This is a genomic window from Niabella yanshanensis (assembly GCF_034424215.1).
Lineage (GTDB): Bacteria > Bacteroidota > Bacteroidia > Chitinophagales > Chitinophagaceae > Niabella > Niabella yanshanensis.
Map to the genome: position 1 here is coordinate 638,497 of NZ_CP139960.1, position 13,441 is coordinate 651,937.

Consider the following 13,441-nt stretch of genomic DNA (forward strand, 5'->3'; position numbering starts at 1 on the left):
AATCATGGTCCTACCTATTGACAGCACTATTTATGGTGCTGTAATCTTTTAACAATTGCTTTTGCTTCTTCAGCTGAGTAATTCCCGCTGATATCGATACGACCTTTTGTTATGGGTTCTGCAACAAACGGCATCATGATTACTTTATGATCCGCTACCAGGGCAACCTGGTTTCCAACCTGATCTTTACTGAATTTTTCAAATTTAACGGCACCCACCTTATTAAACCGTATCTCTATAATTGATTCCTCGTGTGTCCCGGTTTTACATACTACTGAATCAAAATCTTTTGGCGTTAGCGATGGATTAGCTGCCAGTACTGTTAAAGTATAGTCATCATTCTTCTTTTCAATAGTATAAAATCCGTCCGGCCTGTTCACAGCAAAAGGCTTTAAAAGGGTAACTATTTCATCCGCTTTATTATTATTTATAGAATCCGGTATCGGGTCCTGGTCAGCAATTTTATTAGGATTCGTTTCTAAAAGAGGGGCCGGGCCTGTCACTATAAGAGGTATTCTTTCTTCTTCTTTTTTTTCTTCATATGTTACGAATCCCTGGTAACGATAGGGGGGGCGTGTACCTTCTCCGCAAACCACGTAAAAGATACTATTATCAGCACCATTGTCTTCTGTAAAATTTGCAGTATCCTTATTTTGTGGTACCAGTTTAATATACTTTCGAAGTAACCGGTCATCCTGGTATTGGTTGCTCCGGAAATATTCTTCGTTATCATCGGCCTGCCGGCTGATATATTCATTAGCGGCATCGTTAGATATATAGTTCAAGGAATCGGGTGATGGAAACAGACGATAGTGTTTATTGGCAAAAACAGCATGAACTGTTGTGGTTTTGGACTCATCGTACTGTTTCTTCCATTCCAGGATTTCCTGCCATTGTTTTTGTTCTTCTTTGTCGGGTACTTGTTTAATGAATCCTTCCTCACCGCCATAATTAGATAGCTGTAGTATAATTCTGCCATCAACCTTTGCAAATCTGGCAGCAAAATTTTCATACTCCCGTTTGGGTTTGTTAAATATTAGAATAAAATCATTGTATTTTTTTGCGGGCCCATATTGCCAGGATGGATTGGGCCTTCCCAAATCCCACCATACATTTTCTCTGATATAGGAGAGTGTGAAACGGGTTAACTGTTGATCGGTTTCATACACAAAAGGAGCATCAAAGCAATTGGCATCATCATTAAAAACTCTTTGCCGATTTTCTTCATTGAACTGTACAAATGTTTTACCCTCTTCAAAGCCCGCAAAATTCATCCGGGTACTGTCGCCCAGCGTACTATTATCATGAGCATACACTTCAAATAACTCAGGTTTGTCGGTTATGAATTGTAAATCATCGTCTTTAAAGCTGTAAGAACCAAATACCGCAGTTGAATATCCATACAACATAAAACGTCCATCGTTAAACAGGCAGACGCCGGAGTTACCGCCATATTTGCCGGCATACTGACGATAGCGATCCTGATTCGCATTTTGCGCAGGTGTTGCGGATACCATTATAAACAGGGAGATCAATAATAAAACTTGTTTCATACTGTTACTGAGTAGCGTTATAGTATTTCCGATGTCAAAATACTGTAAAAAATGTGATCCGTAAGCGTTATTTACAATCCGCTGAAAGCCGTTTATGAAACGTATTGATTAAAGTTATTGATCCAATTATACGTCAGGGATAAAGATATCTACAGCTCATAAGTCGAAATTATTGACTTTCCGATACATATATGGTTACAATACAATATTTTTATCGCGGCTTACTGCACAATGAAAGAGGTACAAATAACAGGATCGATCGTTTTATATAAGAATGACTATACAATAGTTGAAGCAGCTGTCAAAAGTTTTCTTTCGACGGGTTTAAATGTATTTCTCTTTTTGATAGATAATTCACCAGGCCGTGAACTCGAAGCTCTATCAGCAATTGATCCGGTGAGAATTCGTTACATCTTCAGCAACAGTAATCCGGGCTTTGGAGCAGCCCATAATACTGCCTTCCGCCACAGTGTTCAATTTAATGCTGCGTACCATTTGGTGTTTAATCCTGATGTCTATTTTGAGGCAGATACGTTGGAACAGCTTTATAATTATATGGAAGCGCACAGGAGCACCGGGCAGATAATGCCGCGGGTATTATATCCGGATGGAAGCCTACAATATCTGTGCAGGAAAAACCCAACTTTTTCCAATTTGTTTTCCCGCAGATTTTTTCCCAGGCAATTACGTGATATTCTGGCAAAGCGGATGGGAAAGTACGAATATAAAGATCATGACTATGGTCAACCCATTTACAACGTTCCGTTTCTGTCCGGATGCTTTATGTTTTTGAGAACGGAGGTTTTAAAACAGGTAGCAGGTTTTGACGAGCATTTTTTTCTTTACATGGAAGACGCCGATTTAACCAGGCGGATATTGCAAAGATCGCAAACTGTCTATTATCCCGCTGTTTCTATTTATCATCATTATACAAAAGGGTCTTATACCAATTTAAAACTAACCTGGTATCATTTGCGGAGCGCCATTACCTATTTTAATAAATGGGGCTGGCTTAACTTTAAAGGATAATGGCATCTGTCGTTCAAAGCAGCAAAGCCAACTCGCGCAACCCTTCTTCCAGTTGTTCTGCAGACAGGGCGCCATAGCTTAAACGTATGCCGTTTATAACTTTACCAAAACTATATTGGTCGGGAGTGATGATTCCGATACCTTTTTTTTGTAATTGCGTTGCTATATGAACCCAATTACATTTTCGGGAAGGAACGATCCAAAAAGCAAGGCCACCTTCAGGAATAGTGTAACAGGCCTTCTCACCGATATACTTTATCAGCAAGGCCTCCGTTAAGGCGCGCTTTGCCCGGTAATAATGAGTAGCTTTTTTTAGATGCTTCTTTATAGTGCCATCGTGAACCAATTGCAGCACCGCCTGTTCCATGATAGCATCTCCCTGCACATCGATGATCTTTCTTAAGGAGCCTATTTTTCCCATAAGCCCGGGAATGGTTGTTGCCAGATAGCCAATTCTCAATGCCGGTGCCACAACCTTACTCATAGTACCCACATACACGTATCTTATCAACTCGTCAAAACTGCATAGAGGTAACACGGGCCGGTAACCAAAATGAAACTCGTTATCATAGTCATCCTCAATAATGGTAAAGCCATATTTGTTGGACAGTTGAATGAGTTCCAGCCTCCGCTGAAGACTCATCGTTACCGTAGTAGGATACTGATGATGTGGGGTTGTATATAAAGCTTTGATCTTCCGACCCGATTGAAGCAGTTGCTTAACATCATGGGTCACCATCCCTTCTTTATCAACATTTACAGGAATCAACCGGGCTCCGGCCTGCTCAAAGGCTTTCCACGCAGGCTTGTATCCCGGATTTTCGACAACCACCCAATCTCCTTCTTTTAAAAGACATTGAGCTGTTAAGTACATTGCCATCTGGCTGCCTCTTGTAACGCATAGCTGTTGGGTGGCAACCTGCATGCCGCGGTTATGATTCAGCATACGACCCAATTCCTGCCTGAACTTCCAATCCCCCAATTCGCTCCCGTAGCCCATTAGTTGCCGGCGGGCTTTCCGGTTGAAAATTTGCCGGTAGGCCCTGGCCAGCTCAGCTATAGGTGCGATTTTACTGTCGGGATAGCCATCATCAAAGTGAATACGCGGAGACAAAGGTTCAGCAGCCATGCTATCTATTGCAACAGGTACTTTCAGATAATGCGACAAAAGGGGCAATTTGTCCGCCACGAAAGTTCCTTTCCTTTCTTTTGCTACCAGCCACTCTTCATTCAGCAACACCTGTAAAGCATCTACTATTGTATTCCGGTTGAGTTTCAGCTCCTCAGAGAGTTTCCTGCTTCCCGGCAGTGCGGTGCCCTGTTTCAGCCGGCCCGATTGAATGTCGGAGATAATAGCATCGGCGATTTGCAGATAAATGGGTTTATCGCAACCATAATTAATCTTCAGAGATAATTTCCAGGGCCTTAACATCTGGACTACCGGGTTTTATAAATTCTGTATCAGAACGGTAGTCCAAAGATAACCTAGTTTTGTATAGCAATAATGCAAGAAACAATTTTAATTACAATTATTATGACACAATCTATCTTTTATCATGCCGGCTGTCCTGTATGTATTAGTGCCGAAGAAGCTATTCTCGAACTGATCTCTTCTGATAAAATAGCCGTTGTGCACCTGGGTAACGCAAAAGAGAAAATAGCGGAAGCTGAAACAGCGGGTGTAAAATCGGTTCCGGCATTGGTACTTCCCAATGGGAATGTGCTGCATATCAATTTCGGAGCTTCTATTGAAGACCTGAAGTAATGGTTATACTCCTGTTCTGATACCAGTGCGGGAGTATTTTTTACCTTAATGACAGTTTTATTAATGAACCCTTTCGATCTTGTAATTTCCGATAAAGAACAGGTTGACTTCGATGAGATTTTCATGAGCGGTGCGAACCGGCAGCAGCTTCTTCAGCTTATTAAAGAGCATTTTTATGAAGCTGCTTTACGGGAATATGGTTTGACAATTAATAATAAGTTGTTACTATATGGTGAATCCGGTTGTGGCAAAACCCTTACCGCAAAAGCAATGGCCAAAGCCTTAGGCAAGGCGCTGTTGGTATTAAATTTAAGTAATATTATAAGCGCAAGAATTGGCGAAACCTCGCAGCATCTGAAACAGGTTTTTGATAAAGCATCGCGGGAACGCGCAGTTCTCTTTCTGGACGAATTTGACCAGATAGGAAAAGCGAGGACCAGCAATGACCGGGAAGTGGGTGAAATACGCAGGCTAACCAATACGCTTATCCAGCTGATTGATTATTATCCGGGTAATTCTTTGTTAATAGCGGCTACCAATCATAAAGCTATGATTGATCATGCCTTGTTAAGAAGATTTCAAATTACTATAAGCTACGATAGGCCCACCAATGCGGAGCTGGATCACTATTACGAACAGATAATAAGAGGATTCCCGGCCACATTGCGGTCCGTTAATCGTGTATATGGAATATCCTATGCTGAAGCAAGAGACTGTGTCCTCACCCAGGTAAAAAACAACCTTATTCGTCAACTGGAAAAAGAAAATAAGAACGCTATATGATAACCCGAAACTTACAAGCCATTAGCCAAAGAATAAAAAACGCATGTACAAAGGCAGGCCGTAATCCACACGAGGTTAAGATTCTGCTTGCTACGAAAACAGTAGCAGTCGATCGCATTCAATTAGCCCTGCAGGCGGGGTACACATTGATAGCTGAAAATAAAGTGCAGGAATTGTCACATAAATATACGGCTCTGCAGCAGTTTCATCCTACCCATCACTTTATAGGCCATTTACAAACGAATAAAATAAAAGATCTTCTAAGATATAATATAGCTTGTATTCAATCCATAGACCGCTTCGATCTTGCCTGCAAATTACACCAGCGACTACAGGCCCAGGAAAGAACCATGGATATATTGATACAAGTGAACACCTCTGCGGAGGAAAGCAAATTTGGTGTGGCCCCTGAAAGAACGATAGATCTGGTACAGCAAATCAGCAATTTAACCAGTTTGAAAATTAAGGGATTGATGACTATCGGCCTGTTATCGGCCGACAGGGAGCAGGCAAGGCCTTGTTTCCGGCTGCTGAAACAACTTCAACAACAGATCAGGGTTGTTAACATGCCGAATGTATCCATGAGTGAGCTCTCGATGGGCATGAGTGCCGACCTGGACATAGCGATCGAGGAAGGAGCCACTATTGTTAGAATCGGAACCGCTGTGTTTGGGGAAAGAAATTATCCCGACAGCTACTACTGGAACGAGTCGGCCACTATACAATAAAATTTTATCAGGCAACGAACCAATGCATATTCATTTTGTACAAAACGAAGTTTAGAAGCGCCGGAGCCTATAATCTGGTGCCCACGCTTTACACAAAGCTCTTCAGAGCATTCCATATGCGTGGCTATTTGCAATGAGCTTAAATCGTGGTTATACTACCAGCTTTTCAAAGTTTTATCAATATGAATCTTTGCCCGGTTCAGTAGCTCCAATAGACCTGCTCATCCTGTCAGGCGGGTCGTAAGGCTTGACATTTCACTAAAAAAGAGTGTCCCTATTTTGATGCTACGGTTGAAAAGAAATTAATTATTAAAGCTATAGATGCCGGAAAAGCCGTGGCAGGGGTTTGCCTGGGCGCACAATTGATCGACGCAGCTTTAGGGGCTCCGCATCGTCGGAGCTTTAAAAAGGAGAATGGTGTGTTTCGTATTCAGCTCACTGAAGCTGACTTTGAAGACGAAAAGACACACCATTTGGGTGCCTCTTTAGCGTGGCCACTGGCATGGCGATATGCCCGGTTTAGTAGCCAATAGTAAGGTATTAGCAACCAGTAAAGGCCGCCCAAGACAAATTATCGCCTACTCCAACCTTGTTTATGGGTTGCAAAGTCATATGAAATTACTCGGGAATTGATAACGATGCTAGTTAATGCGGAGACGACATCCTTAAGTGAGCATTATACCAGTAAGTTTGTACCAGCTGTCTATGCAATACTTCCCTATAATTTTACACCTATGAACGAAAAATCATGCGGCTTTCCTGATCAATTGATCGTCTCTTACACTTCTTTTTAAAATTAATGAAATATTATCCCATTAATACCTTTACTTCGCGTGGCAATTAGCCTCATCATCATGACAAAATGTTAGCTTGATTTTGAAGGTTATTTTTTTTGTTACCAAAACCCAATGCCATTCAGGCTTTCAACTTGCTTTGATTTTGTATTAACAATTTTTAAGAACTGTGGCACGGTATTTTATGTATTAGTATATCAACATAAGAAATTAACGCAAGTAGTCTAATGTATCGCATCTTTCAACCAGGTTTGCTTGATACTTTCAGTAACTGTGATAATCTGATAATTAAAAAATGAATCGAAGATATTTAAGAGCGTGTTAGTAGGGCTAATACGAAAACCCCAGCTATAAAGCTGGGGGAGGGCTTATACCTCCTGTTTCTACAGGAGGTCTTTTATAAAAACCTAATGAATGATAGGTTCTAAATTCTTCATTAGTAATTTTTTAAACAATTTCCATGCCTTTTAGCAGAAAAGAAACTTATTCGGTTTTTAATTTTATAATTGTATAAATAATAAACTATATATTATTAAATATCAATTATAAATACATTATTTTAATACATATATTGCGGATTATGAGGAGTGATAACGTTGAAATAATCAGCTGTATAATTTGATTGGCAGGCTTCAATAAAACAGCCAGGTCCCGACCAAAAGGTAACGAATTGCGGCGGCCCCGTCAAAATCAATATATAGCCTAGTCAATCCCTTTGTCTATTGATGTGAATGTATTTTAGATGCAGCCCTACCGGAGCTGTAAAAAAATAAGCCGAAACGATTATAATCTGACTGATTGTTACAGAAAGGCTGGCATGGCTGCTCACCATGGGCCGGGCAAAGCAATATCACCTGGTAATATTAAACATCTGTAAACATGGTCTTAATAGATTTATGGTAGCTCCGGTCTGTATGAGGAGGTTAAATCATATGTGATAATATTTTTATATCTGTTTGATAATAATCTCACCCTGTTATGTTTTTTATTATTTCCTTCTTAAAAAGATTTAAATCAAAACTTTGCCGATTTCAGCAGCACGAGTGAAGAGAAACGAAAAAGAGCCAGGTCGGCAAAGGATATTCCAGCCGCTATATTCAGGCAAATCAATAGCGGAGCCATCGAAACTAGCCAATCTTGTAGAATGGCCGGCGGTAGACCAGCGTATGTTGCTACAGTATCTTTTAATGGAAAATAAGCAGCTATCTTACCTGGCGCCTATTGTAAAAGCGATCGATCAATTAAAGAAGCAGACGGTTAATACGATCAACGAAGTTATTGGAAACGGGATCCTGGAAAAATGTCAGAAAAAAAGCGATCATGAATTTTTTCCGACGATAGCCACTCATAAAGCTGATGTAGTGCGTTGCTGGGCTACCTATACAATCGGTCATAATGCTGCCTTACCTCTTAAAAGCAATTCAGATCCCTCCCGGTACGTGCTGGATAGCGTAGGCAACTGGCTCAACGATGCCAGTAAATCAAAGCCCGATTTGTACAGCAACTTTGTCAGCGCTGGGAAAAAGAGAGCCCCCACAAGGCAACGGCATACATTATTAAGAAAGCCCTCCAGACCTTTAATAAATAACGACCCTTCATCAAGCCATCTTGAAACACCTGAGAAAGGCATAAAGTTTTTTTAAAAAAATATTATTATGTAGAACATAAATACGTATTTTCATCCTCTTCAAATACGCTTGTTATGAAAAGGAAGTTTTTTCCTGCCTTATTTTTGGGGGCATTGGCCATGGGCTGCATCTTTTGTCTTTCTCCCATGAACAGCGGGGCTCAACAGATTATCCAGCTGTATAATACCGTTCCTAATGCCATTGAATCAACAGAATTCATAGAAAACTGGGACACCACTTCTAATGGCAGGATACTGGTCAGGAATGTGACCCGCCCCACATTGACTGCTTATTTACCTGCAAAGGATAAGACCAATGGTACGGCAGTAATTATTTGCCCCGGCGGTGGTTACTCTTACCTGGTTATAAACCGGGAAGGCAGTGATGTTGCGGAAGTATTTGCCCGTAACGGGGTAGCAGCTTTTGTGTTAAAATACCGGCTGCCCAACGACCGGATAATGCGCGACAAAACCATCGGTCCGCTACAGGATGCGCAACAGGCCATGAAGCTGCTGAGAGAACGGGCCTCTGAATGGAATATCAACATTAACAGGATCGGTATTATCGGTTTTTCGGCTGGCGGGCACCTGGCTTCAACGGCTTCCACACATTTTACCACCGCCGTTACAGCCAACGAAAAAGGAACCAGTTTGCGACCCGACTTTTCTATACTGGTATACCCCGTTATCAGTTTTGGCGATAGCCTGAGCCATAAAGGTTCAAGAAGAGCGTTGCTTGGTAAAGATACTACCAGCTTACCGGCAACCAGGCTCTATTCCAACGAGCAACAGATCACAGCATCTACACCCCCAACCTTCTTATTGCATAGTTCAGACGATAAAATAGTGCCCGTTGGCAACAGCATTGCCTATTACCAGGCCTTAATCAGGGCGGGGGTAAAAGCCGAAATGCATATTTACAGCACCGGGGGGCATGGATATGGATTACTTAATAAAACCAATAAAGATGATTGGTTTCAACGATGTATGAACTGGATGCAGGCTAACCAATGGCTGCAACCTGAAAAATAAAGCAAGAGTATAAATATATTGTTATGAATCGGTCCCTGTTTTTTCTTATAATAACTACTTCAATGATTATTGCATCCTGCGAAACAGCAGAAAAAATCCCTGTTTTCGAATGGTCACAGTTAAGTCCCGTGCCCGATAAAGTAGGATTTGCGGGCTCATTCGCGGGTATAAGCAATAATCATCTTATTGTAGCCGGGGGGGCACAGTTTCCTGAAGGTACCCGGCCATGGTCGGGCGGAGTTAAGACCTGGAACGATAAAGTGCTCGCGTTAGCCAGCGATGTCAAAGGCTGGAAGGAGATAGGCAGGCTTCCCAGGGCGATGGGTTATGGTATTTCTCTTAACTGGAAAGATGGGGTTCTGTTAATAGGCGGAGCCAATCAAACCAAACATTTTCAGGATGTGTATTTTATAAGATATCAAAATGAACAATTATCTATTGATACATTGGCTTCCTTACCACACCCGCTTGCCAACTCCTGTGGGGTGATGATTGATAATATCGTATATGTAGCCGGCGGACTTTCATCTCCCGTTGCATCATCGGCTGAAAGCGCTTTTTGGGCGCTCGACCTTAACCAGCCCAGGGAACAGCAGCAATGGAAAAAGCTTCCTTCCTGGCCGGGCGAAGCAAGAATGCTGGGTGTAGCAGGACAGATCAATGGGGAATTCTACCTGTTAAGTGGAACCAGTTTATATATACCTGAGGGTGATTCAGTGGTGCACAGACGATATTTACGGGATAGTTTTGTTTTTAACACCGGTAAAGGATGGCGGAAAATTAAAGAACTGCCCCACCCGGTGGTAGCAGCGCCGACTCCGGCGTATACGAACGCGAATCAGCAGCTATTTATTTTTGGTGGCGACGATGGCAGCCGTGCAGAACAAAATACGATCCTCAAAGATAAACATCCCGGTTTTCGTACAGAAACGCTGATGTATGATGCACAGAAAGATAATTGGACTATTACGGGAGCGGTGTTTACGGATCGGCAACCCAATCCGGAGAACAATCCCGGTGCCAGTACCTGGGCGCCGGTAACAACTCCTCTGGTTGTATGGAACAAGCAGATTGTTATTCCCCAGGGAGAAGCCCGGCCGGGGGTTCGCACCAACAGGGTTTTAGCAGCCAATCCGCAGTAACCCTATTTTGAGCTTACAAGATTAAACAATATCATGGAACCATTAACAAAGGATACATGCAGGGGTAACTGGGGTACTCTTTTATTACCCATCAACCCCGATGATACTATCGACTTTTCGAGGCTTTCTCATGAGATAGATGTACTGATTGCCGCTCATGTTGACGGCATCTATTCTAACGGAACAGCCGGTGAATTTCACACTCAAACCGAAGCCGAGTTTGATCAGATTAGTCAGTTGCTAGCCGAAAAATGTAATGTAGCCGGGATGCCTTTCCAGATAGGTGTTTCACATTCTGTTCCGGCTATTGTACTGGACCGAATCCGGCGAACGCAAACATTAAAGCCTTCTGCTTACCAGGTTATACTACCCGATTGGGTGGCGGTAACCAACCAGGAAGCCCGGGGATTTCTCAACAGGATATCAGAAGCAGCCCATCCGGTTCCATTGGTATTATATAATCCACCGCATGCCAAAAGAGTGTTGCCACCGGCCGGTTATCAGGAATTGGTAGAGACTACTCCAGGACTGATCAGTGTGAAGCTACTAGATGGTGACGAGCAGTGGTACGAGCAAATGAAACCTCTGGCTGACCGGATTGCCGTATTTGTACCCGGGCATCATCTGGCTACGGGAGTTGAAAAAGGTGTGGCTGCGGGCGCCTATTCAAATGTCGCCTGTGTCCATCCTAAGGCCGCTCAGCAATGGTGGCAGATGATGCAAACGGATATAAATGAAGCTTTGCAGGTGCAAAATACAATCCAGTCGTTCTTTGATGCCTATATACTGCCTTATGCTAAAAAGAACTTCAGTAACCCTGCGTTGGATAAATTGTTGGCAGCTGTTGGAGCCTGGGCGCCTGTCGGTACACGGCTGAGATGGCCTTATCAATGGATCCCGGAAACAGATGTTGCGGATGTTCGTAAAGGGGCCCACCAGCATTTACCCGGTTGGTTTTTCGATGCCATTTAAATTGCTCATTTCCTGATTTTTTTTCTTGAAAAATTGTGTAATTTGAAATTAATTAATACATTTGTTATGTAGAACATAAGAACTAAACGAAGCTTGTAGATCAATAACCCCACGGACGGCCAATAGATACGAAAGATATTAACAGTAGAAGGAACTGCTTCTATAAAAAGAAGTATTGAAAAAAGATCAAACAGTATATCACTGCACTGCTCAACATCAGGCAGGTTGATAATTATTGATGGGCAGCAATGCCTGAATATATATGATTTGTTTATGAACCTTACACGTATCATCGAATTATTCTTAGCAGCAATAATGATTATCATTGCCCCGAAATCCTTCGGACAGGATATCCGTTTGAACCATAGAAATTTTATGATACCGGTTATTAAAGAGCGCGGTGTAATTATTGTATCGAGAAGCGAAATTGTAACTGATCATAATTCCCGTCCCCGTTATCTTAAACAATTGTCGTTAAACTTAAACGGCACAACCGATCTGAAAGATATCGTCAATATCAAAATTTATTGCAACTCTGATAGTACTTACCTGACTGAGGAAGTCGCATTAAAGGCCCCGCTTTTTAATAGTAGCCCAATCATTGCCGGTAACTCTATACTACTGAATGGAAACCTGAGATTATCCTCCAAAAAGAACTATATATGGATCGGTCTTGACATAAAGGAATCGGCGATAGTAGGCAATAAAATAAAAATTGGATTATCAGGGTTAGTACTTGACGATATAACCGTTGTAAAGGGTTTGTCCCAGCCCTTCACCTATCGTGTGGCTAGCGCTGTTCGGCAGTCCATGCAGGACAATGTGCATACATCGAGGATCCCGGGCCTGGCTACTGCACTTAACGGAGATCTGCTTGCTGTATACGATGCCCGGTATGAATCCCGACGGGATCTGCAGGGCGATATTGATATTGCCTTAAACAGAAGTACCGACAAGGGTATTACCTGGTTACCCATACAGAAGATCATTGATATGGGAAGGTTTAATGATCTGCCTGAGAAATTCAACGGCGTATCGGATCCGGCTATACTGGTGGATCAAAAAACAGGAAACATTTTTGTAGCAGGGCTGTGGATGCATGGCGTATTGGATGATAAAGGTAAATGGATTGAAGGGCTCACAGATACCAGCACCAACTGGAACCATCAATGGCGCAGCAAAGGTTCACAACCGGGCTTTGATATAAAGCAAACCTCGCAGTTCCTGATAGTAAAAAGTACCGATAACGGCAAAACCTGGTCGAAGCCGGTAAACCTTACCCGGATGTGTAAAAAAGAAGAGTGGTGGCTCTGGGCGCCTGCTCCCGGAAGTGGCTTTACCATGAATGACGGAACATTGGTTTTTCCAACGCAGGGGAGGGACAAAACCAGCAAGGCTTTTTCCACTATAACTTATAGCAAGGACGGAGGCAAAACCTGGGTAACCGGTACACCTGCTTATGATCTGTCAACGACAGAATGTATGGCTGCCCAGTTGTCGGATGGCTCTATTATGCTCAACATGCGAACAAATGCCAATAAGGATCTTGCCGGGACGGGCAATGGGCGCGCAGTAGCAGTAACAAAAGATATGGGGCGAACCTGGACGATGCATAAAACCTCGCGTAGTGCGCTTCCGGAGCCGGTATGTATGGCTAGTTTATATAAACATGTATACAAGGCTAAAGATGGCAGTAAAAAAAATGTACTGCTGTTTTTTAATCCTAATTCAACTACTAAAAGAAATCACTTAACATTAAAAGTGAGCCTGGACGACGGCAATACCTGGCCGGCTGAGAAATTTGTTTTACTGGATGAATTCAGTGGCAGTGGGTATTCCTGTATCACATCGGTTGATAATGATACAATAGGTATTATATACGAAGGCAGTCAGGCCCATCTGACTTTCGAAAAAATAAACATAAAAGAAATCATTCAATAAGAGGTAAGGTGCATGGGCTTTCTGCAACTTTCAGAAAACATAGATGCTGTTCTACCCACTCATAAAATACAAAAA

At 42.4% G+C, this 13,441-nt stretch carries 11 protein-coding genes; 9 read left to right on the plus strand and 2 right to left on the minus strand.

The window, feature by feature from the left end; all coding sequences use genetic code 11:
* Positions 1 to 26 precede the first annotated feature (26 nt).
* The gene (locus tag U0035_RS02275; protein WP_114792562.1) at positions 27 to 1,553 is read right to left on the minus strand and encodes a SecDF P1 head subdomain-containing protein; all 1,527 of its coding nucleotides are present in this window, start codon (positions 1,551 to 1,553) and stop codon (positions 27 to 29) included.
* A 231-nt stretch (positions 1,554 to 1,784) separates the two neighbouring features.
* On the opposite strand from U0035_RS02275, the gene U0035_RS02280 reads away from it, so the two are divergent.
* On the plus strand, positions 1,785 to 2,582 hold the full coding sequence (locus U0035_RS02280) for a glycosyltransferase (RefSeq protein WP_114792563.1): 798 nt from the start codon (positions 1,785 to 1,787) through the stop codon (positions 2,580 to 2,582).
* 13 nt (positions 2,583 to 2,595) lie between these two features.
* On the opposite strand, the gene pdxR is transcribed toward U0035_RS02280, so the two are convergent.
* Entirely contained in the window at positions 2,596 to 4,014 is a 1,419-nt protein-coding gene (gene pdxR / locus U0035_RS02285) for a MocR-like pyridoxine biosynthesis transcription factor PdxR (RefSeq protein WP_114792564.1), read from the minus strand.
* Between the two features lie 102 nt (positions 4,015 to 4,116).
* Here pdxR and U0035_RS02290 point away from each other — a divergent pair, with 102 nt between their 5' ends.
* From U0035_RS02290 to U0035_RS02325, 8 genes are all read left to right on the plus strand, one after another.
* The gene (locus tag U0035_RS02290) at positions 4,117 to 4,347 is read left to right on the plus strand and encodes a thioredoxin domain-containing protein (protein ID WP_114792630.1); all 231 of its coding nucleotides are present in this window, start codon (positions 4,117 to 4,119) and stop codon (positions 4,345 to 4,347) included.
* 48 nt (positions 4,348 to 4,395) lie between these two features.
* Positions 4,396 to 5,130, plus strand: a complete 735-nt coding sequence (locus U0035_RS02295; RefSeq protein ID WP_245957810.1) for an AAA family ATPase — start codon at positions 4,396 to 4,398, stop codon at positions 5,128 to 5,130.
* Positions 5,127 to 5,858, plus strand: coding sequence for a YggS family pyridoxal phosphate-dependent enzyme (locus U0035_RS02300; protein ID WP_114792565.1), 732 nt, complete (start codon positions 5,127 to 5,129; stop codon positions 5,856 to 5,858). Before U0035_RS02295 ends, U0035_RS02300 begins: the two co-directional genes overlap by 4 nt.
* A gap of 1,816 nt (positions 5,859 to 7,674) precedes the next feature.
* Complete coding sequence (locus U0035_RS02305; RefSeq protein ID WP_327138720.1) at positions 7,675 to 8,295, plus strand: hypothetical protein; 621 nt, start codon at positions 7,675 to 7,677, stop codon at positions 8,293 to 8,295.
* Positions 8,296 to 8,354: 59 nt separating this feature from the next.
* Positions 8,355 to 9,311, plus strand: a complete 957-nt coding sequence (locus U0035_RS02310; RefSeq protein WP_245957811.1) for an alpha/beta hydrolase — start codon at positions 8,355 to 8,357, stop codon at positions 9,309 to 9,311.
* A gap of 62 nt (positions 9,312 to 9,373) precedes the next feature.
* The gene (locus U0035_RS02315; RefSeq protein WP_114792566.1) at positions 9,374 to 10,453 is read left to right on the plus strand and encodes a galactose oxidase; all 1,080 of its coding nucleotides are present in this window, start codon (positions 9,374 to 9,376) and stop codon (positions 10,451 to 10,453) included.
* A 33-nt stretch (positions 10,454 to 10,486) separates the two neighbouring features.
* A complete protein-coding gene (locus U0035_RS02320) occupies positions 10,487 to 11,425 on the plus strand; it encodes a dihydrodipicolinate synthase family protein (protein WP_114792567.1) in 939 nt (312 codons plus the stop codon).
* A 273-nt stretch (positions 11,426 to 11,698) separates the two neighbouring features.
* On the plus strand, positions 11,699 to 13,366 hold the full coding sequence (locus U0035_RS02325; RefSeq protein ID WP_114792633.1) for a sialidase family protein: 1,668 nt from the start codon (positions 11,699 to 11,701) through the stop codon (positions 13,364 to 13,366).
* Positions 13,367 to 13,441 lie beyond the last annotated feature (75 nt).

Excerpts from the sequence above, each read along its gene's own strand:
- U0035_RS02275 (WP_114792562.1), bottom strand. The coding sequence starts at position 1,553 with ATGAAACAAGTTTTATTATTGATCTCCCTGTTTATAATGGTATCCGCA.
- pdxR (WP_114792564.1), bottom strand. The coding sequence starts at position 4,014 with ATGTTAAGGCCCTGGAAATTATCTCTGAAGATTAATTATGGTTGCGAT.
- U0035_RS02325 (WP_114792633.1), top strand. The coding sequence starts at position 11,699 with ATGAACCTTACACGTATCATCGAATTATTCTTAGCAGCAATAATGATT.
- U0035_RS02290 (WP_114792630.1), top strand. The coding sequence starts at position 4,117 with ATGACACAATCTATCTTTTATCATGCCGGCTGTCCTGTATGTATTAGT.
- U0035_RS02280 (WP_114792563.1), top strand. The coding sequence starts at position 1,785 with ATGAAAGAGGTACAAATAACAGGATCGATCGTTTTATATAAGAATGAC.
- U0035_RS02295 (WP_245957810.1), top strand. The coding sequence starts at position 4,396 with ATGACAGTTTTATTAATGAACCCTTTCGATCTTGTAATTTCCGATAAA.
- U0035_RS02300 (WP_114792565.1), top strand. The coding sequence starts at position 5,127 with ATGATAACCCGAAACTTACAAGCCATTAGCCAAAGAATAAAAAACGCA.
- U0035_RS02315 (WP_114792566.1), top strand. The coding sequence starts at position 9,374 with ATGATTATTGCATCCTGCGAAACAGCAGAAAAAATCCCTGTTTTCGAA.
- U0035_RS02310 (WP_245957811.1), top strand. The coding sequence starts at position 8,355 with ATGAAAAGGAAGTTTTTTCCTGCCTTATTTTTGGGGGCATTGGCCATG.
- U0035_RS02320 (WP_114792567.1), top strand. The coding sequence starts at position 10,487 with ATGGAACCATTAACAAAGGATACATGCAGGGGTAACTGGGGTACTCTT.